This is a genomic window from Methylocystis sp. S23, assembly GCF_054106005.1.
Genome location: NZ_CM134185.1, coordinates 2,664,290 through 2,682,242, shown reverse-complemented (window position 1 = coordinate 2,682,242; position 17,953 = coordinate 2,664,290). Strand labels below are relative to the sequence as shown.

Below are 17,953 nucleotides of genomic sequence, written 5' to 3'. Positions count from 1 at the left end.
ATCAGAACAGAGACTTGGCCGCGGCGCTCGCCGCATCCATGATCGGCGCCGGATAGAGCCAGAAGCCGAGCACCGCAATGGTCGAGGCGGCGAGGATCGCGCGCACGGCGAAGGGCGATCGATCGAAGCCCGGCGCCGGCTCGTCGAAATACATGACCTTGACGACGCGCAGATAGTAGAAGGCCGCGACCGCCGAGGCCAGCACGCCGACGACGGCGAGCGGATAGAGGCCGGCATCCACGGCCGCGAGCAGCACGTAATATTTCGCGAAGAAGCCCGCGAGCGGCGGAATGCCGGCCAGCGAGAACATCAGCATGGCCAGGAAGAACGCCATGAGCCCGTTGGTGCGCGACAGGCCGGCGAGATCCGCTATATTCTCGACATTGCGGCCATTGACGCGCATGGCGAGGATGGCGGCGAAGGAGCCGAGCGTCATCACCAGATAGATGGCGAGATAGACGACGACGCCCTTCACGCCCGCCTCATTGCCGGCGGCGAGGCCGATGAGGGCGAAGCCCATATGGCCGATCGACGAATAGGCCATCAGCCGCTTGATGTTGTTCTGGCCGATGGCGGCGAAGGAGCCGAGCAGCGTCGAGGCGATGGCGAGGAAAACGACGATCTGCCGCCATTGGGTCGTGATCGCCGGGAAGGCGGTGATGACGACGCGCGCCGTGATCGCGACCGCCGCCATCTTGGCGGCCGATGCGAAGAAGGCGGTGACGGGCGTCGGCGCGCCTTCATAGACGTCGGGCGTCCACATATGGAAGGGCGCCGCCGACATTTTGAAGGCGAGGCCCGCAAGGACGAAGACGAGGCCGAAGATGACGCCGACAGGCGGCTGTTCCGTGACGGCCTGGGCGATACCCGAGAAGGACACCGTGCCCGCGAAGCCGTAGAGCAGCGACGAACCGTAGAGCATCATGCCCGAGGACAGCGCGCCGAGGACGAAATATTTCAGGCCCGCTTCCGAGGCGCGGCCATCGTCGCGCGCGAAGGCGGCCATGACATAGAGCGCGAGCGACATCAGCTCGAGGCCGAGATAGAGCGCGATGAGATTGTCCGCCGAGATCAGCAGCATCATGCCGAGCGTCGAGAGCAGCACGAGCACCGGATATTCGAATTTCTCGAGCCCGTGGCGCTGCAGCCAGTCGACGGAGAGCAGGATCGACGCCATGGCGCCAATGAGCGTCAGGACCTTGACGAAGCGCGAGAAGGCGTCGTCGATATAGGCGCCCTCGAAGACGGGGACGTCCACCTGCTTGCTCGACAGCACGATGGCGAGAATGGCGAGGCCGAGGAAGCCCACCGCCATTTCGTCGACGAGGCTGAATCCCCTCTCGCCGCGAAAGGCGCCGATGAGGATCAGCGCCATCACGCCGATGGCGAGGATGACCTCGGGAAGAAAGTGTTGTCCGAGTTCTGCGAGGAAAGGCATTTCCACCGTCCGTCAGTGGGCCGCCGCGGCGAGCTTCACCGCATCGAGAAAGGCCGTGTGGGATTGGATGAGATTGTCGACCGAAGCCTGCGTCGAGGTCAGGATCTGACCCGGCAGCACGCCGTAATAGATCGTCAGCGCGACGAGGGGCGCGAAGATCGCCATTTCGCGCGGCGTCAGGTCCATAATGTCCTTCAGGCTCGCTTTCTCCAGGGCGCCGAAGACGACGCGGCGGTAGAGATAAAGCGCATAGGCCGCCGAGAAGATCACGCCGCTCGTGGCGATGAGCGCGACCCAGCTATTGGCCTTGAAGGCGCCCGTGAGCGACAGGAACTCGCCGATGAAGCCCGTCGTGCCCGGCAGGCCGACATTGGCCATGGTGAAGAGCATGAAGACGAAGGCATAGACCGGCATACGGTTGACGAGGCCGCCATAGGCCGCGATCTCGCGGGTGTGCATGCGGTCGTAGATGACGCCGACGCAAAGGAAGAGCGCGCCCGACACGAAGCCGTGCGAGATCATCTGGAACATCGCGCCCTGCACGCCCTGCGGGTTCATCGTGAAGAGGCCCATCGTCACATAGCCCATGTGAGCGACGGAAGAATAGGCGATGAGCTTCTTGATGTCCTCCTGCACCAGCGCGACGAGCGAGGTGTAGACGATGGCGATGACCGACATCGCATAGACGAGCGGCGCGAAATAGACCGAAGCGTCCGGGAACATGGGCAGCGAGAAGCGGATGAAGCCGTAGCCGCCCATCTTCAGCAGGATCGCCGCCAGTATGACCGAGCCCGCCGTCGGCGCCTCGACATGGGCGTCGGGCAGCCAGGTATGCACCGGCCACATCGGCATCTTCACCGCGAAGGAGGCGAAGAAGGCCAGCCACAGCCAGGTCTGCATCTCTTTCGGGAAGTCGGTCTTGAGCAGGACCGCAATGTCGGTCGTATGCGCCTGATTATACATTGCGAGGATCGCGATGAGCATCAGAAGCGAGCCGACGAGCGTGTAGAGAAAGAACTTGAAGCTCGCATAGACGCGCCGCTTGCCGCCCCATATGCCGATGATGAGGAACATCGGGATGAGGCCGCCCTCGAAGAAGAGATAGAACAGCACGAGGTCCAGCGCGCAGAAGACGCCGACCATCAGCGTCTCGAGCACGAGGAAAGCGATGAAATATTCCCTCACGCGCTTCGTGATCGACTCGAAGGAGGCGAGGATCGCGAAAGGCATGACGAAGGTGGTGAGCAGCACGAGCGGCATGGAGAAGCCGTCGACGCCCATCTTATAGGTCAGGCCCGAGCCGAACCAGCTCTTCTCCTCCACGAACTGGAAGGCGGCGCTCGACGGATCGAAGCCGGCCCACACATAGAGGGAGAGCGCGAAGGTCGCGAGCGTCGTGAGCAAGGACGCCCAGCGAATGTTGCGCAGCGTCGCCTCGTCCTCGCCCTTCTGCGTCAGCAGGAAGGCGGCGCCGACGAGCGGGAGAAACGTAAGGCCGGTAAGAATGCCGAACCCGAACATCAGCGCAGCCCTCCAGCGACGTAATAGGTGATGATGGCGGCGACGCCGATCAGCATGGCGAAGGCGTAGTTGTAGATGTAGCCCGTCTGAAGGCGCACGGCGATCTTCGCGCCGTCCGCGACGCGCGCGGCCACGCCGTCGGGACCGAGCCCGTCAATGATGGCGCCGTCGCCGCCCTTCCAGAACAGACGCCCGATCGCGAAGGCGGGCTTCACGAAGATGGCGTCATAGAGCTCGTCGAAATACCATTTATTGAGCAGGAACTGGTAGAGGCGCGGGAAAGCGCCTGCAAGCTTCTGCGCCAGGCCCGGCTTGAGCATATAGACGTAAAGCGAAAGCAGGAAGCCCAGAACCATCATGCTGAAGGGCGCGAAGCCGACCCATCCCGGGATCTCGTGCCGCGCATGCAGAATGTGGTTGTGCTCGCCGGTGAAGAGCGCGCCCTTCCAGAATTCGTCATAGGCGTGGCCCGCGAAGTCCGGCTCGAAGACATAGCCCGCGCCGATGGCGCCGAGGGCGAGAACCGCGAGCGGGATCAACATCACGAGCGGCGATTCATGCGGCGTGTGATCGCCATGGCCGGGGCCATGATCGTCATGCGCGTGCTCGTCATGGCCATGCCCGGCATGCGCCTGATCGTGGCCGTGGCCATGCTCCTTGCGCGCGCCGAAGAAAGTCATGAACACAAGGCGCCACGAGTAGAACGACGTGAAGCCGGCGGCCACAACCGTGGAGATGAAGCCGATCAGGGCCGCGGAGCTATGCGCGCTGGCCGCATAGGCCGCTTCGATGATGCCGTCCTTCGAGAAGAAGCCCGCAAAGCCGATCTCGGTATGCGGAATGCCGACGCCGGTGAGGGCCAGCGTGCCGATGGTCATCATGGCGAAGGTGAAAGGGATGTCCTTCCGCAGCCCGCCCATGTTCCGCATGTCCTGCTCGTGATGCATCGCGTGGATGACCGAGCCGGCGCCCAGAAAGAGCAGCGCCTTGAAGAAGGCGTGGGTGAAGAGGTGGAACACGCCGAGCGAATAGGCGCCGACCCCCTCCGCCACGAACATATAGCCGAGCTGCGAACAGGTCGAATAGGCGATGACGCGCTTGATGTCGTTCTGCACCAGACCGACCGTCGCGGCGAAGAAGGCCGTCACCGCGCCGATGACCGTGACGAAGGCCGCCGCATGCGGCGCATGCTCGAAGATGGGCGACAGGCGGGCGACCATGAAGACGCCCGCGGTCACCATGGTGGCGGCGTGAATGAGCGCCGAGACCGGGGTCGGGCCTTCCATCGCATCCGGCAGCCAGGTGTGCAGGAAGAACTGCGCGGATTTGCCCATGGCGCCGATGAAGAGCAGGAAGGCCGCGATTTCCAGCGCGTCGACATCCATGCCGAAAACGTGGATCGGCTTGCCCTCAAGGCCCGGAACGGCGGCGAAGACTTCGTTGAAGGTGAGCGACTGCGTCAGTTGGAAGATGAGAAAGATGCCGAGCGCGAAGCCGAAATCGCCGACGCGGTTGACCACGAAGGCCTTGATGGCGGCGGCGCAGGCCGACGGCTTCTCGTACCAGAAGCCGATAAGGAGGTAGGAAGCGAGACCGACGCCTTCCCAGCCGAAGAACATCTGCACCAGATTGTCGGCCGTCACCAGCATGAGCATGGCGAAGGTGAAGAGCGACAGATAGGCGAAGAAGCGCGGGCGCGATGGGTCTTCGTGCATATAGCCGATGGAGTAGAGATGCACGAGGCTCGACACGGTGGTGACCACGACGAGCATGACCGCCGTGAGCGTATCTACGCGCAACGCCCAATCGACCTTCAGCGCGCCGACCGTCATCCAGTTGGCGAGCACCGGCGCGAAGCCGTGATTATGGCCGAGCGCCACATCGAAGAAGGTGATCCACGACAGGACCGCGGACGCGAAGAGCAGGCCCGTCGTGACAAGCTCCGAAGGGCGCGGCCCGATCTTGCGCCCGAAGGCGCCCGCGATCAGGAAGCCGAGCAGCGGCAGGAAGACGATTGCTTGGATCATCGCTTTTGATCAGCCCTTCAGCTCATTGATGTCTTCGACCGCGATGGTGCCGCGGTTGCGATAGAAGGCGACGAGGATCGCGAGGCCGATGGCCGCCTCCGCGGCGGCGACGGTCAGCACGAAAAGCGCGAACACCTGGCCGACGAGATCGCCGAGCGCCTGCGAGAAGGCGACGAAGTTGAGGTTCACCGACAGAAGGATCAGCTCGACCGACATGAGGATGACGATGATGTTCTTGCGGTTGAGGATGATGCCCGCGACGCCGAGCGTGAACAGGATCGCGGCGACGACGAGGTAATGCGTAAGGCCGATGGTCATGGACTTTCCTCGTTAGACGCCGGTCCGGAACGGAACCTTCTTGATCTCGACGACGTTCTTGGCGTTGCGCGCGTTCTGCTCCTCGATCTTCTGGCGCTTGACGTTGGGCTTGTGATGCAGCGTCAGAACGATGGCGCCGATCATGGCGGTAAGCAGCACCAGCGCCGAGGTCTGGAAGAAGATCGCATATTTCGTGTAAAGCACCTGGCCGAGCGCCGCCGTGTTGGAGACGTTGGAGGCGATCGGCGTCTCGAGCAGGCTCCTGGCGGCGCCCGCCGGCCGCCAGCCGACCGCGACCATGCCGAGCTCCGCAAGGACCACGACGCCCACCGCGGCGCTGATCGGCAGATATTTGGCGAAGCCCTGCTTCAGTTCGGCGAAGTCGACGTCGAGCATCATGACGACGAAGAGGAAGAGCACCGCCACCGCGCCGACATAGACGACGATCAGCAGCATCGCGAGAAATTCGGCGCCCGTCAGCAGGAAGAGGCCCGCGCCGTTGCAGAAGGCGAGGATCAGGAACAGCACCGAATGCACCGGATTGCGGGCGAAGATCACCACGCAGGCCGACGCGATCATGATCGTCGCGAAGAGGTAGAAAAATACAGCCGCCACGGCCTCATCCTCTCATCATGAGCCGCTTGCGGCGGCTCGCATTCGTTCCTTACCGGTAGGGCGAATCCAGCGCGATGTTGCGCGCGATCTCGCGCTCCCAGCGGGCGCCGTTCTCGAGCAGGCGCTCCTTGGTGTAGTAAAGCTCCTCGCGCGTTTCCGTCGCGAATTCCTGGTTCGGCCCCTCGACGATGGCGTCGACTGGGCAGGCCTCCTGGCAATAGCCGCAATAGATGCACTTCACCATGTCGATGTCGTAGCGCGTCGTGCGGCGGGTGCCGTCGTTCCGGCGCGGCCCGGCCTCGATGGTGATGGCCTGCGCCGGGCAGATCGCCTCGCAGAGCTTGCAGGCGATGCACCGCTCCTCGCCGTTCGGATAGCGGCGCAGCGCGTGCTCGCCGCGGAAGCGCGGCGATTGCGGATTGCGCTCATGCGGATAGTTGATCGTGGCCTTCGGCTTGAAGAAGTAGCGCATCGACAGCCAGAAGGCGCTGACGAACTCCGACAGGAAGAGCGATTTGGCGGCTTGGTCCAGTCTCATGACTTAGCTCGCGATCAGGCCGGGGCCGAACTGCAGCGCCGCGGCGACGACGACAACCATGACGAGCGAAATCGGCAGGAACACTTTCCAGCCGAGACGCATGAGCTGATCGTACCGGTAGCGCGGCACGAAAGCCTTCACCATGGCGAAGAAGAAGAAGAAGAAGCTGACCTTCAGGATGAACCAGATCACGCCGGGCACATAGGTGAAGGGCGCGACATTGACCGGCGGCAGCCAGCCCCCGAAGAACAGGATGGTCAGCAGCGCGCACATGGTCACGATCGCCACATATTCGGCGAGCATGAACAGAACGTAGGGCGTCGCCGAATATTCGATCATGAAGCCCGCGACGAGCTCGGACTCCGCTTCGACGAGGTCGAAGGGCGGGCGGTTCGTCTCGGCGAGCGCCGAGACGAAGAAGATGACGAACATCGGGAAGAGACGCAGCCAGTACCAGCCCGCCATGCCATAGGGCGTGTCCTGCGCGCGGACGATGTCGGTGAGGTTCAGCGAGCCCGCGCAGAGCAGCACGGTGATGATGACGAAGCCGATCGAGACTTCATAGGACACCATCTGCGCGGCGGAACGCAGGGCCGACAGGAACGGATATTTCGAGTTCGACGCCCAGCCGCCCATGATGACGCCGTAGACGCCCAGCGACGACAGCGCGAAGATGTAGAGAATGCCGACATTGATGTCGCCGACGACCCAGCCGTCCGCGACCGGGATCACCGCCCAGGCGGCGATGGAGAGCGTCGCCATGATGAAGGGCGCGAACAGGAAAATACCCTTATTCGCCGTGTCGGGGATCACCGGCTCCTTGAGCGCGAATTTGATGAAGTCCGCGAAGCTCTGGAGCAGGCCCCAGGGACCGACGACGTTCGGGCCGCGGCGAAGCTGCACCGCCGCCCAGATCTTGCGGTCCGCGAGAATGACATAGGCCACATAGATCAGCAGAACGACCGCGATCAGGACGCTCTTGATGATGGCGAGCAGAACGGGGCTTTCCGCGAGATAAGCGGTGATGGCGTTCATCCAATCGCTCACGTCTTCGCTCCTATTCCGCCGCTTGGGCCAGCTTGCCCTGCGCAAGGGCCGAGCATTCCGCCATGACCGCGGAGGCGCGCGCGATCGGATTGGTGAGGTAGAAATCGCCGACCGCCGAGACGAAAGCGTCCTTCATCGCGACCGCCGGATGATTGGCGAGCCTGGCGACGTCGCCCGCCTGCCCGGCCTCGATCTGATCGATGCGCGCGAAATGCGGATGCGTCTCCACAAGCTTCCTGCGCAATTCGCCGAGCGAGTCGAAAGGCAGCGCCTGACCAACGACCGCCGAAAGCGCGCGTAGGATCGCCCAGTCCTCGCGGGCCTCGCCCGGCGGGAAGACCACGCGCGAAGCGAGCTGCACGCGGCCTTCCGTATTCACATAGAGGCCCGATTTCTCGGTATAGGCCGCGCCGGGCAGGATCACGTCGGCGCGATGCGCGCCGCGATCGCCATGCGCGCCGATATAGACGACGAAGGCGCCCGGCCCGATCGCGATCTCATCCGCGCCGAGCAGGAAGACAAGGTCAAGCGCGCCGGCCTTCGCCATATGTTGCGCGTCGAGGCCGCCCTGCGCCGGCGTGAAGCCGAGATCGAGCGCGCCGACGCGCGAAGCCGCCGTGTGCAGCACCGAAAAACCGTTCCAACCATCGCCGACGCCGCCGAGCTTCTGCGCGGCCTGCGCGGAAAGCGCAAGGATGGCCTCGCCGTCGGGGCGCGAAACAGCGCCTTGTCCCACAATCACGAGCAGCTTGCCGACGGATTTCGCCTCGTGAATGAAATGCAGGAGCGAATCCGCGCCCGCGCCCAGATAGTCATAGTCATAGGTCAGGTCGACCTTCTCGCCGACAAGCGAAACCTTGAAGTCGCCCTTGAGCCAACGCTTGCGGATGCGCGCATTGAGGACCGGCGACTCCTTGCGCGGATTCGAGCCGACGATGAGAAGCGCGTCGGCCTGTTCGACGCCGGCGACCGTCGAGTTGAAGATGTAGGAGGCGCGGCCGAATTTCGGATCGAGCCGGGAGCCGTCCTGGCGGCAGTCGAGATTGGGCGAGCCGATATGCTGCATGAGCAGCTTCAGCGCGAAGATTTCCTCGACCGCCGCGAGATCGCCGACGATCGCGCCCGTGCGCGCCGGCGCGGTGGCCTTGCGCCGTGCGGCGATCAGATCGAAGGCCTCGCGCCAGGAGGCCGGCCGCAGGCGGCCGTTCTCGCGCACATAGGGACGATCGAGGCGCTGCGTCTTAAGTCCGTCGACGATTTGCCGAGTCTTGTCCGAAATCCACTCTTCGTTCACCGCGTCGTTGACGCGCGGCAGGATGCGGATGACCTCGCGGCCGCGCGAGTCGACGCGGATCGCGGAGCCGAGCGCGTCCATGACGTCGATCGTCTCGGTCTTCTGATATTCCCACGGACGGGCGCGGAAGCTCTGCGGCTTCGGAAGCAGCGCCCCGACCGGGCAGAGATCGGCGACATTGCCCTGAAGCTCCGAGGTCATCGCGCTTTCGAGATAGGTCGTGATCTCCATATCCTCGCCGCGCCCGATGGCGCCCATCTCGCCCGTGCCGGCGACTTCCGCCGTGAAGCGGACGCAGCGCGTGCAATGGATGCAGCGGGTCATCTCGGTCTTGACGAGGACGCCGATATATTTGTCCTCGACCGCGCGCTTATTCTCATGGAAGCGCGAGCTGTCGCCGCCAAAGGCCAGCGCCTGGTCCTGCAGGTCGCATTCGCCGCCCTGATCGCAGATCGGGCAGTCGAGCGGATGGTTGACGAGCAGGAACTCCATCACGCCTTCGCGCGCTTTCTTCACCATCGGAGATTTGGTGAAGACTTCCGGCGGCGCGCCGTTCGGACCCGGACGCAGATCCTTCACCGACATGGCGCAGGAGGCCTGCGGCTTGGGCGGTCCGCCCTTCACCTCGACGAGACACATGCGGCAATTGCCGGCGATCGACAGGCGCTCATGATAGCAGAAGCGCGGCACCTCGGCGCCCGCCTCCTCGCATGCCTGGAGAAGCGTGAACTCTCCCGGAACGTCCACCTCGACGCCATCGACGAGAATCTTGGTCACTTCGCTTTCTCCGAAGTCGTAACGCGCTTGTTCATGGTCATTCCGCCGCCTCGCGCACGGGCTCGGGATGCGGATTGGCCGTATAGGAGTCGATGCGCTCCTCGATCGTCTCGCGGAAATGGGTGATGAGGCCCTGGATCGGCCAGGCCGCCGCGTCGCCCAGCGCGCAGATGGTGTGGCCCTCGATCTGCTTCGAGACGTCGAAGAGCATATCGATCTCTTTCTTATGCGCGCGGCCTTCGACCATGCGCTGCACGACGCGGTACATCCAGCCCGTGCCCTCGCGGCAGGGCGTGCACTGGCCGCAGCTCTCATGCTTGTAGAAGTAAGCGAGGCGAGCAATGGCGCGAATGATGTCGGTGGACTTGTCCATGACGATCACCGCCGCCGTCCCGAGGCCCGAGCCGAGCTTGACGAGGCTGTCGAAATCCATGGGGCAGTCGATGATCTGATGCGCGGGCACGCAGCGCACCGACGAGCCGCCGGGAATGACCGCGAGCAGATTGTCCCAGCCGCCGCGAACGCCGCCGCAATGCGCGTCGATCAATTCGCGGAAGGGGATGGACATCGCCTCCTCGACATTGCACGGCCGGTTGACATGGCCGGAGATCGAGAAAAGCTTGGTGCCCGTATTGTTTGGCTTGCCGATGCCGGCGAACCAGCCGGGCCCGCGACGCAGGATCGTCGGCGTGACGGCGATGGATTCGACGTTGTTCACCGTCGTCGGACAGCCATAGAGGCCGACATTCGCGGGGAATGGCGGCTTCAGCCGCGGCATGCCCTTCTTGCCCTCGAGGCTTTCGATCAGCGCCGTCTCTTCGCCGCAGATATAAGCTCCGGCGCCGTGATGAACGTAAAGGTCGAACGGATAGCCATGGACATTGTTCTTGCCGATGAGGTTGGCCTCATAGGCCTCGTCGACGGCCTTCTGCAGCGCGATGCGCTCGGCGATGAATTCACCGCGCACATAAATGTAGCAGGCATGCGCGCCCATGGCGAAAGATGCGACCAGCGCGCCTTCGACCAGCGTATGCGGGTCGTTGCGCATGATCTCGCGGTCTTTGCAGGTGCCGGGCTCGGACTCGTCGGCGTTGATGACGAGGTAATGCGGCCGTTTCGGATCGACTTCCTTCGGCATGAAGGACCATTTGAGGCCCGTCGAGAAGCCGGCGCCGCCGCGCCCGCGCAGGCCCGAGGCCTTCACTTCCTCGATGATCTTGTCGCGGCCCCTGGCGAGCAGCGCCTTGGTGTTGTCCCACTGGCCGCGCGCGCGGGCGCCGGCGAGCGAGCGGTCGCCGAGGCCGTAGAGATTCGTGAAGATGCGATCTGCGTCGGAGAGCATGTGGTTCCTTCCCTCCGCTTACTTCTGACCGTAAAGCGTCGTAAGACTCGTCAACGCGCCCTCGGGCTCGGACGAGACGCGGCCCTTCTGCGAGCCCGTCTTCACGGGACGGCCGGCGGCGAGATCGTCGAGCAGCTTCTCGAAATTCTCGGCCGTAAGGTCCTCGTAATAGTCGTCGTTGATTTGGACCATGGGCGCGTTGCAGCAGGCGCCGAGGCACTCGACCTCGAGCCAGGAGAAGAGGCCGTCGGCCGTGACCTTGCGCTGGGGTCCGACGCGGCGCTCCAGCACCTCGATGAGATCGTCCGAGCCGCTCAGCATGCAGGGCGTCGTGCCGCAGAGCTGGACGTAATATTTGCCGACCGGCTCGAGATTGAACATGGTGTAGAAGGTCGCGATCTCGAGGACGCGAATCTTCGGCATGTTCAGCGCTTCGGCGACCGCCTCGATCGCCTTTTGCGGCAGCCAGTAGTCATTCTGCTTCTGCGCCTGCCACAGGGCCGGCACGACCGCCGAGGCCTGGCGGCCGTCGGGATATTTGGCGATCTGCTTCTCGAGCCACGCCTTGTTTTCTTGCGTGAACTCGAAGCTCTCGGGCTGCTTTTCGGCGAGACGACGGACGGACATGATTTTAATCCACTGGCTCACTCCCTCCCCCTGCAAGGGGGAGGGTCGGGGTGGGGGTCGAATTCGAAACGCGCGGTTGAATGGCGAGCCAGATCGTCTCTACGACGCCGTCGATATTGGTCACAACCTCGTTGTTCCAGAACCGAAGGACGCGTAGTCCTTTGCTCGACAGGAAAGCGGTGCGGCGCGCATCCGCCGCCAGCTCCGCATCGAAGCCATGCTGATCGCCATCGAGTTCGACGACCAGTCGCGCCGGCGCGCAATAGAAATCGACGAAATAGGGCCCGACGGGATGTTGCCGGCGAAACGAAACGCCAAGCTGCGCATTGGTCAAGCGGCTCCAGAGCTTCTTCTCGACGCCCGTCATGTCGCGGCGCAATTGGCGAGCGCGCTCCGTCTTGGCGCGCGTTCGGTCGAAGCGCGTCATGCTCGCCTCCCGATTCGGATTCGAACGGAGGCTGACCCCCACCCCGGCCCTCCCCCTTGCAGGGGGAGGGAGAAACGCGACGGCCGTCTGACTTCCTTCCCTTGCAAAGGGGAGGGTTGGAGAGGGGATCAAGCTCACCGATCGACCTCCCCGAAGACGATATCAAGCGAGCCCAGGATCGCCGAGACGTCGGCGAGCATATGGCCCTTGCACATGAAATCCATGGACGACAGATGCGCGAAGCCCGGCGCGCGGATCTTGCAGCGATAGGGCTTGTCGCCGCCGTCCGACACGAGATAGACGCCGAATTCGCCCTTGGGCGCCTCGACCGCCGCGTAGACTTCGCCGGCAGGAACGTGGAAGCCCTCGGTGAAGAGCTTGAAGTGATGGATGAGCGCCTCCATGGAGCGCTTCATCTCCCCGCGCGAGGGCTGGGTGATTTTATGATTGGGCGTCAGCGCCGGGCCGCGGCCGTCGGCGCGCAGCAGCTTCTCGACGCATTGCTTCATGATGTAGGTCGACTGGCGCATCTCCTCCATGCGGATCACGGCGCGATCGTAGCAGTCGCCGTTCTTTCCGACGGGGATGTCGAACTCCATCTCCTCGTAGCATTCATAAGGCTGCGCCTTGCGCAGGTCCCAGGCCGCGCCGGAGCCGCGCACCATCACGCCGGAGAAGCCCCACTTCCAGGCGTCCTCCAGGGAAATCACGCCGATGTCGACATTGCGCTGCTTGAAGATGCGGTTCTCGATGAAGAGGCCTTCGAGGTCGTCGCAGAGGCGGAGGAAGGGATCGCAGAAGGCGCCGATGTCCTCGACGAGCTGGTCCGGCAAATCGCGCGCGACGCCGCCCGGACGGAAATAATTGGCGTGCATGCGCGCGCCCGAGGCGCGCTCATAGAACACCATGAGCTTCTCGCGTTCCTCATAGCCCCACAGAGGCGGCGTGAGCGCGCCGACGTCCATCGCCTGCGAGGTGACGTTCAGAAGATGCGAGAGCAGGCGGCCGATTTCCGCATAGAGCACGCGGATGAGCTGGCCGCGCCTGGGAACCTCGACGTCCAGCAGGCGCTCGATCGCGAGACAGAAGGCGTGCTCCTGATTCATCGGCGCGCAATAGTCGAGCCGGTCGAAATAGGGCACGTTCTGCAGATAGGTGCGCGCCTCCATCAGCTTCTCGGTGCCGCGATGCAGAAAGCCGACATGCGGATCGACGCGCTCGACGACCTCGCCGTCGAGCTCGAGGATCAGGCGCAAAACGCCATGCGCCGCCGGATGCTGCGGGCCGAAATTGATGTTGAAGTTGCGCAGGCCGGACTGGTCTGTCATCGCGTCTGTTCCGTATGGGCTATAAGCGAATGGCGAGTAGCGAGTAGCGAATAGTGTCTCACGCTCTTCCCTCCCGCTCGATGCGTTGTTGCAGCGAACGCATCAGCGCGCGCAACATGCGGCCAATTCCATCACACTGCGCGAGCAGCGCTTCAACGCGATCCAGTGACGTCAATTCTACCCTTGTGGCGAGCGTCAAATGGGTTTCCAACTCTTTGAGCGATCCCTGCGCAGTTCTCAAGAAGTGGACAAACGCGGCCGTCGTGCCACGACCGTGTCCCTCCGCGATATTTGCCGCCACCGACGCGGACGCCCTGCGGATTTGAGACGTCATTCCGTACATTTCCTCTTTGGGACATGTTCGCGTCAATTCATAGCAAGCAACCGCTAGACTCATAGCCTCCTGCCAGACTTTCAGATCGCGATAGGAAAGGAATTGATCCTCACTCAACGGCGTGGCCAACTCCCTATTCGCTATTCCCTACTCGCTATTCGCCCTATTTGCTCGCCTTCTCATCCCCCGGCAGCTCGTATTTCACGCCCTCCCACGGCGAGAGGAAATCGAAATTGCGGTATTCCTGCTGGAGCCGCACCGGCTCGTAGACGACGCGCTTGCGCTCGTCGTCGTAGCGCACCTCGACGAAGCCGGACATGGGGAAGTCCTTGCGCAGCGGATGCCCGTCGAAGCCGTAATCGGTCATGATGCGGCGCAGGTCGGGATGGCCGGCGAAGATCACGCCGAAGAGATCATAGGTCTCGCGCTCGTACCAGTCGGCGCCGGGGAACAGCGGCACGAGCGAATCGACCGGCGTGTCCTCCGCCGCCGGCGTCTTGACGCGGATGCGGCGATTGTGCCTGGGCGACTGGAGATGCGCGACGACCTCGAAGCGCGCCTCGCGCTCCGGATAGTCCGCCGCCGTCACGTCGACGATATTGACGAAGAGACATTCGGGATCGTCGCGAAGATAGGTCGCCGTCTCGATCCAGCGGTCACGCGCGACGGTGAGCGTGAGCTCGCCATAGGCGATCTTCACGTCCGTCACCGCGCCGGGAAGCGCGCCGCTGATCCGCGCGCCGAGTGTTTCGAGTTCCGCCGTCATTCGTCACTTTCCCCTAAGCACGCGCGTCGCCGCGCCCCCTCTCCCCGCTTGCGGGGAGAGGGCTGGGGTGAGGGGCGAAGCGACACGATCGGCGCCGCCGAATTTTCCCGCTTTCGCGGTTAGCCCCTAAGAACCCCCTGCCCCTCACCCTGACCCTCTCCCCGCAAGCGGGGAGAGGGAATGACTTACCGCTCGATCGTGCCGGTGCGGCGAATCTTCTTCTGCAAGAGCAGCATGCCGTAGACGAGCGCCTCGGCCGAAGGCGGGCAGCCCGGCACATAGACGTCGACCGGGATGATGCGGTCGCAGCCGCGCACCACCGAATAGGAATAGTGGTAATAGCCGCCGCCATTGGCGCAGGAGCCCATGGAGATGACGTAGCGGGGCTCCGGCATCTGGTCATAGACCTTGCGTAGCGCCGGCGCCATCTTGTTGGTCAGCGTGCCGGCGATGATGATGCAGTCCGACTGGCGCGGGCTCGCGCGCGGCGCGAAGCCGAAGCGCTCGAGATCGTAGCGCGGCATGGCCGCCTGAATCATCTCGACCGCGCAGCAGGCGAGGCCGAAGGTCATCCACATGAGCGAGCCGGTGCGCGCCCAATTGATGACGTCGTCCGTCGCGGTCACGAAGAAGCCCTTGTCCGCAAGCTCTTCGTTGATCTGAAGAAAGAAGGGATCGTCCGAGCCGACCGGCTTGCCGGTGCGAGGATCGATCAGGCCCTTGGGTTCGGGAGCGATCAGCGTCGTCATCAATCCCACTCCAGCGCGCCCTTGCGCCACTCATAGACGAAGCCGACGGTCAGCACGCCGAGGAACAGCATCATCGACCAGAAGCCGAAGGCGCCGGCGTCCTTGAAGGCCACGGCCCAGGGGAAGAGGAAGGCCACTTCCAGGTCGAACACGATGAAGAGCAGCGACACCAGATAGAAGCGCACGTCGAATTTCATGCGCGAATCGTTGAACGGGTTGAAGCCGCACTCATAGGCGGAGAGCTTCTCCGGATCCGGCGCCTTGAAGGCGAGCAGGAAGGGCGCGACGAGCAGCGCGCCGGCGATGACGGCGGAGAGCGCCATGAAGATCGCCAACGGCATATATTGTTCGAGCAGCATCGGCATTGGGTCGTGTCCGGTCGGTCCGACGTTGCGGCGGGGCGAAGGCCGCTTTCGCGGGAGCTTGCAAACTTGGAAAAGCTCCAGGCCGCGCGTTCCGTAACGCAGCCCCTTGTGCAAAGCAAGAGACAAGGACGGCCGGGCTGGCGTTATGCGTGGATTCATCCGGAAAATCGCGGATGATCAGGCGTCGCGCCGCCTGGCCGCCACGCAGTCGGAGAGAAAGGCCGCCGCCGCCATTTCCTTGAAGCGCGCGTCGCGGCGCGCCAGCGCCTCCGCATCGGCGCCCCAGGCCCGCATCTGGAAATCCTCGTCAATGTGGGCTGCCGCCCAGGCGGTCGCAAGATCTATTTCGTTCAACGACTTGGCGAGAGCGAGAATCAGCGACCCGGTCAGCGACGTCATCACATGGAGGGATGCGAGCCGCAGCGGCGCGCCCGGCCCCTCGCCCGTCTGGGCGCGGATCGCCGAAGCAAGCGCCTGGATGGCCGCCTCCGGCTGGGCCGCGAACATCACGCCCTCCGCCAGGATCAGCCTCGCGCCGAGCTTGTCGCGCGCAAAGGCGAGGAGCGGATCCCATGCGGCCCTTTGCGCCGCAGCAAGGCTCTCGGGCTCGCCAGCGCGGTAGCAGATCATGTCGGAGCCCGCATATTTGACCAGCTCCGCCGCGACCTCGTCCATCCGCTGGGCGACGCCGTCGATCGCCGAGTTCACCAGCCTGGCGAGCGGCATGGCGGCGGGGTCGATCGTCTCCCCCTGCCCCGCCCATTCCGCCGCGAGGGCCTCGGCGAGCGCCCGCGAGGGGACGACGACCCGGCGCCTGGCGGGGGTGTTGACCGGACGGCCGTCGAGCAGGACGGAGAAGCCGCCCTCGCTCTCTTCGACGGCCGCTTCCTTATAAAATCGCTTCGGCGGCCGCCGCGCGGGGTCGCGCGCGGCCTTGACGGGATCGCGCTCGCTCTCCGGCACAAAGAAGTCGGCTCCGAAGCCGGTGGGTTCATTGGTCATTCTATCATCCCCACGTCATGCCCGCGCTTGTCGCGGGCATCGACGCGATGCGGCGCCGGCGGTCTCGCCGATCATCCCCAAAACGTCCCGGCGTGGACGGCCGGACAGGCCCGGCCATGACGCCCGAGAGGCAACGGGCGCGCTCATTCGTCGGGCGCGTCCTCGATCGGGTCATATTGCTTGACGTCGAAGCCGAACGTCTCCCAACTCTTCTTCATATGGTCCGGCAGCGGGGCGGTGACGTCCAGCACGCCGCCCTTGGGGTGCGGCAAGACGAGGCGGCGCGCCAGAAGATGCAGCTTCTTCTCCAGCCCCTCCGGCATCGCCCGAAGCGGGTCGCGGCGGCGAACGTCGTCCTCGGGGCGGCGGCCATATTTCGGATCGCCGAAGATCGGATGGCCGATGGCCTCGGCATGGGCGCGGAGCTGATGGGTGCGGCCGGTGAGCGGCTTCATGGAGAGCCAGGCGCATTTCGGCGCCACCTTGTCGACGATGGCGTAATAGGTCAGCGAATGCTGGGCGTCGGCGTCGCCATGCTTCGCGACCCGCATCCTCTCCAACTCCCGGCCGCCTCCCCGGGCCTTCTCCATCCCCGCCCCCTTGGCGAGATAGAGCGAAATCCGGCCCTGCGCGGGCCTGGGCACGCCCTCGACGAGCGCCCAATAGATCTTCTTCGCCTGACGCGAGCGGAAAATCTCGCCGAGATCGGCCGCCATGCGCCGCGACTTTGCGATCAGCAGCACGCCGGAGGTGTCGCGATCGAGCCGATGAACCAGCACGGGGCGCGAATCGCCTTTCGCGAGCGCTTCCAGCATGCCGTCAATGTGCCGATTCTGGCCGGAGCCGCCCTGCGTCGCGAGTCCGTAAGGCTTGTTGAGGACCATCAGCTCCTTGTCCTCGAAAAGCGTCATGGCCTTGACGGCCTCGGCGTCCTCCGGGCTCGCGCGCTTCACGGCCGGGCTCGCGGGCGCCTCAATCTTCAAGGGCGGCACGCGGACCTTCTGGCCTTCCTTCAGCCGCGTCGATGTCTCGACGCGCCCGCCGTCGACGCGCACCTCGCCCTTGCGGCAGATTTTGGCGAGGTGGGAGAGCGCGAGCGCCGGGTAGCGCCGCTTGAACCAGCGGTCGACGCGCATCCCCGCCTCGTCTTCGCTGACGATCGTCGTGGTGACGCCCACGCCCTTGGCGTCGGACGCGCTCATGCGGCGCCTCGCGGCGGCGGAGAGATAAGAAGAAACGGCATACGGGCCTTATGAACCAAAGGACGCCTCCTTGTCGATGGCGGGCCGCCCTTCCGGGAGCGAAAGGGGAAACAGGGCGGAATCAGGACAATCGGGTGAAGGTTTCCTCATCCTGAGGAGCCGCCGGAGGCGGCGTCTCGAGGACGAGGAAACCTTCACCCGATCGCCCTGGAGGCGGAACCCTCCTCTCTTCCCCC

The 17,953-nt window shown here is 64.3% G+C and carries 18 protein-coding genes; all 18 read right to left on the bottom strand.

The window, feature by feature from the left end; translation table 11 throughout:
• Position 1: 1 nt before the first annotated feature.
• The gene (nuoN, locus tag ACV7JP_RS13150) at positions 2–1,438 is read right to left on the bottom strand and encodes an NADH-quinone oxidoreductase subunit NuoN (protein ID WP_457796122.1); all 1,437 of its coding nucleotides are present in this window, start codon (positions 1,436–1,438) and stop codon (positions 2–4) included.
• Between the two features lie 12 nt (positions 1,439–1,450).
• On the bottom strand, positions 1,451–2,959 hold the full coding sequence (locus ACV7JP_RS13145) for an NADH-quinone oxidoreductase subunit M (protein WP_457796121.1): 1,509 nt from the start codon (positions 2,957–2,959) through the stop codon (positions 1,451–1,453).
• A complete protein-coding gene (gene nuoL, locus ACV7JP_RS13140; protein WP_457796120.1) occupies positions 2,959–4,986 on the bottom strand; it encodes an NADH-quinone oxidoreductase subunit L in 2,028 nt (675 codons plus the stop codon). The genes ACV7JP_RS13145 and nuoL overlap by 1 nt, the downstream gene beginning before the upstream one ends.
• Before the next feature lie 9 nt (positions 4,987–4,995).
• Positions 4,996–5,304 (bottom strand): NADH-quinone oxidoreductase subunit NuoK, encoded by a 309-nt coding sequence (gene nuoK / locus ACV7JP_RS13135; protein WP_442754177.1) that lies wholly within the window; start codon positions 5,302–5,304, stop codon positions 4,996–4,998.
• 12 nt (positions 5,305–5,316) lie between these two features.
• On the bottom strand, positions 5,317–5,919 hold the full coding sequence (locus ACV7JP_RS13130; RefSeq protein WP_457796119.1) for an NADH-quinone oxidoreductase subunit J: 603 nt from the start codon (positions 5,917–5,919) through the stop codon (positions 5,317–5,319).
• A gap of 49 nt (positions 5,920–5,968) precedes the next feature.
• Positions 5,969–6,457: an NADH-quinone oxidoreductase subunit NuoI gene (gene nuoI, locus ACV7JP_RS13125; RefSeq protein ID WP_457796118.1), complete on the bottom strand. Its 489-nt coding sequence runs from the start codon at positions 6,455–6,457 to the stop codon at positions 5,969–5,971.
• A gap of 3 nt (positions 6,458–6,460) precedes the next feature.
• On the bottom strand, positions 6,461–7,492 hold the full coding sequence (gene nuoH, locus ACV7JP_RS13120; RefSeq protein WP_457799086.1) for an NADH-quinone oxidoreductase subunit NuoH: 1,032 nt from the start codon (positions 7,490–7,492) through the stop codon (positions 6,461–6,463).
• 22 nt (positions 7,493–7,514) lie between these two features.
• Positions 7,515–9,575 carry an NADH-quinone oxidoreductase subunit NuoG gene (nuoG, locus tag ACV7JP_RS13115; protein ID WP_457796117.1) on the bottom strand — a complete coding sequence of 687 codons (2,061 nt, stop codon included), beginning with the start codon at positions 9,573–9,575 and terminating at the stop codon, positions 7,515–7,517.
• Between the two features lie 37 nt (positions 9,576–9,612).
• Positions 9,613–10,917: an NADH-quinone oxidoreductase subunit NuoF gene (nuoF, locus tag ACV7JP_RS13110; RefSeq protein ID WP_457796116.1), complete on the bottom strand. Its 1,305-nt coding sequence runs from the start codon at positions 10,915–10,917 to the stop codon at positions 9,613–9,615.
• Positions 10,918–10,935: 18 nt separating this feature from the next.
• Positions 10,936–11,544 carry an NADH-quinone oxidoreductase subunit NuoE gene (gene nuoE, locus ACV7JP_RS13105; protein WP_457796115.1) on the bottom strand — a complete coding sequence of 203 codons (609 nt, stop codon included), beginning with the start codon at positions 11,542–11,544 and terminating at the stop codon, positions 10,936–10,938.
• Positions 11,545–11,548: 4 nt separating this feature from the next.
• On the bottom strand, positions 11,549–11,971 hold the full coding sequence (locus ACV7JP_RS13100) for an endonuclease domain-containing protein (protein ID WP_457796114.1): 423 nt from the start codon (positions 11,969–11,971) through the stop codon (positions 11,549–11,551).
• Between the two features lie 134 nt (positions 11,972–12,105).
• Positions 12,106–13,299: an NADH-quinone oxidoreductase subunit D gene (locus tag ACV7JP_RS13095; protein WP_457796113.1), complete on the bottom strand. Its 1,194-nt coding sequence runs from the start codon at positions 13,297–13,299 to the stop codon at positions 12,106–12,108.
• Between the two features lie 58 nt (positions 13,300–13,357).
• On the bottom strand, positions 13,358–13,750 hold the full coding sequence (locus ACV7JP_RS13090) for a four helix bundle protein (protein WP_457796112.1): 393 nt from the start codon (positions 13,748–13,750) through the stop codon (positions 13,358–13,360).
• Positions 13,751–13,796: 46 nt separating this feature from the next.
• The gene (locus tag ACV7JP_RS13085; protein WP_457796111.1) at positions 13,797–14,399 is read right to left on the bottom strand and encodes an NADH-quinone oxidoreductase subunit C; all 603 of its coding nucleotides are present in this window, start codon (positions 14,397–14,399) and stop codon (positions 13,797–13,799) included.
• Between the two features lie 185 nt (positions 14,400–14,584).
• Positions 14,585–15,148 (bottom strand): NuoB/complex I 20 kDa subunit family protein, encoded by a 564-nt coding sequence (locus ACV7JP_RS13080; protein ID WP_016918447.1) that lies wholly within the window; start codon positions 15,146–15,148, stop codon positions 14,585–14,587.
• On the bottom strand, positions 15,148–15,513 hold the full coding sequence (locus ACV7JP_RS13075; RefSeq protein ID WP_457796110.1) for an NADH-quinone oxidoreductase subunit A: 366 nt from the start codon (positions 15,511–15,513) through the stop codon (positions 15,148–15,150). The genes ACV7JP_RS13080 and ACV7JP_RS13075 overlap by 1 nt, the downstream gene beginning before the upstream one ends.
• A gap of 177 nt (positions 15,514–15,690) precedes the next feature.
• Complete coding sequence (locus ACV7JP_RS13070; RefSeq protein ID WP_457796109.1) at positions 15,691–16,515, bottom strand: ATP12 family chaperone protein; 825 nt, start codon at positions 16,513–16,515, stop codon at positions 15,691–15,693.
• 143 nt (positions 16,516–16,658) lie between these two features.
• Positions 16,659–17,717, bottom strand: a complete 1,059-nt coding sequence (locus ACV7JP_RS13065; RefSeq protein WP_457796108.1) for an RluA family pseudouridine synthase — start codon at positions 17,715–17,717, stop codon at positions 16,659–16,661.
• Between the last annotated feature and the right edge of the window lie 236 nt (positions 17,718–17,953).

Coding starts and splice junctions, on each gene's coding strand:
- nuoN (WP_457796122.1), bottom strand. CDS start 1,438: ATGCCTTTCCTCGCAGAACTCGGACAACACTTTCTTCCCGAGGTCATC.
- ACV7JP_RS13145 (WP_457796121.1), bottom strand. CDS start 2,959: ATGTTCGGGTTCGGCATTCTTACCGGCCTTACGTTTCTCCCGCTCGTC.
- nuoL (WP_457796120.1), bottom strand. CDS start 4,986: ATGATCCAAGCAATCGTCTTCCTGCCGCTGCTCGGCTTCCTGATCGCG.
- nuoK (WP_442754177.1), bottom strand. CDS start 5,304: ATGACCATCGGCCTTACGCATTACCTCGTCGTCGCCGCGATCCTGTTC.
- nuoI (WP_457796118.1), bottom strand. CDS start 6,457: ATGAGACTGGACCAAGCCGCCAAATCGCTCTTCCTGTCGGAGTTCGTC.
- nuoH (WP_457799086.1), bottom strand. CDS start 7,492: ATGAACGCCATCACCGCTTATCTCGCGGAAAGCCCCGTTCTGCTCGCC.
- nuoF (WP_457796116.1), bottom strand. CDS start 10,917: ATGCTCTCCGACGCAGATCGCATCTTCACGAATCTCTACGGCCTCGGC.
- nuoE (WP_457796115.1), bottom strand. CDS start 11,544: ATGTCCGTCCGTCGTCTCGCCGAAAAGCAGCCCGAGAGCTTCGAGTTC.
- ACV7JP_RS13100 (WP_457796114.1), bottom strand. CDS start 11,971: ATGACGCGCTTCGACCGAACGCGCGCCAAGACGGAGCGCGCTCGCCAA.
- ACV7JP_RS13095 (WP_457796113.1), bottom strand. CDS start 13,299: ATGACAGACCAGTCCGGCCTGCGCAACTTCAACATCAATTTCGGCCCG.
- ACV7JP_RS13085 (WP_457796111.1), bottom strand. CDS start 14,399: ATGACGGCGGAACTCGAAACACTCGGCGCGCGGATCAGCGGCGCGCTT.
- ACV7JP_RS13080 (WP_016918447.1), bottom strand. CDS start 15,148: ATGACGACGCTGATCGCTCCCGAACCCAAGGGCCTGATCGATCCTCGC.
- ACV7JP_RS13075 (WP_457796110.1), bottom strand. CDS start 15,513: ATGCCGATGCTGCTCGAACAATATATGCCGTTGGCGATCTTCATGGCG.
- ACV7JP_RS13070 (WP_457796109.1), bottom strand. CDS start 16,515: ATGACCAATGAACCCACCGGCTTCGGAGCCGACTTCTTTGTGCCGGAG.
- ACV7JP_RS13065 (WP_457796108.1), bottom strand. CDS start 17,717: ATGAGCGCGTCCGACGCCAAGGGCGTGGGCGTCACCACGACGATCGTC.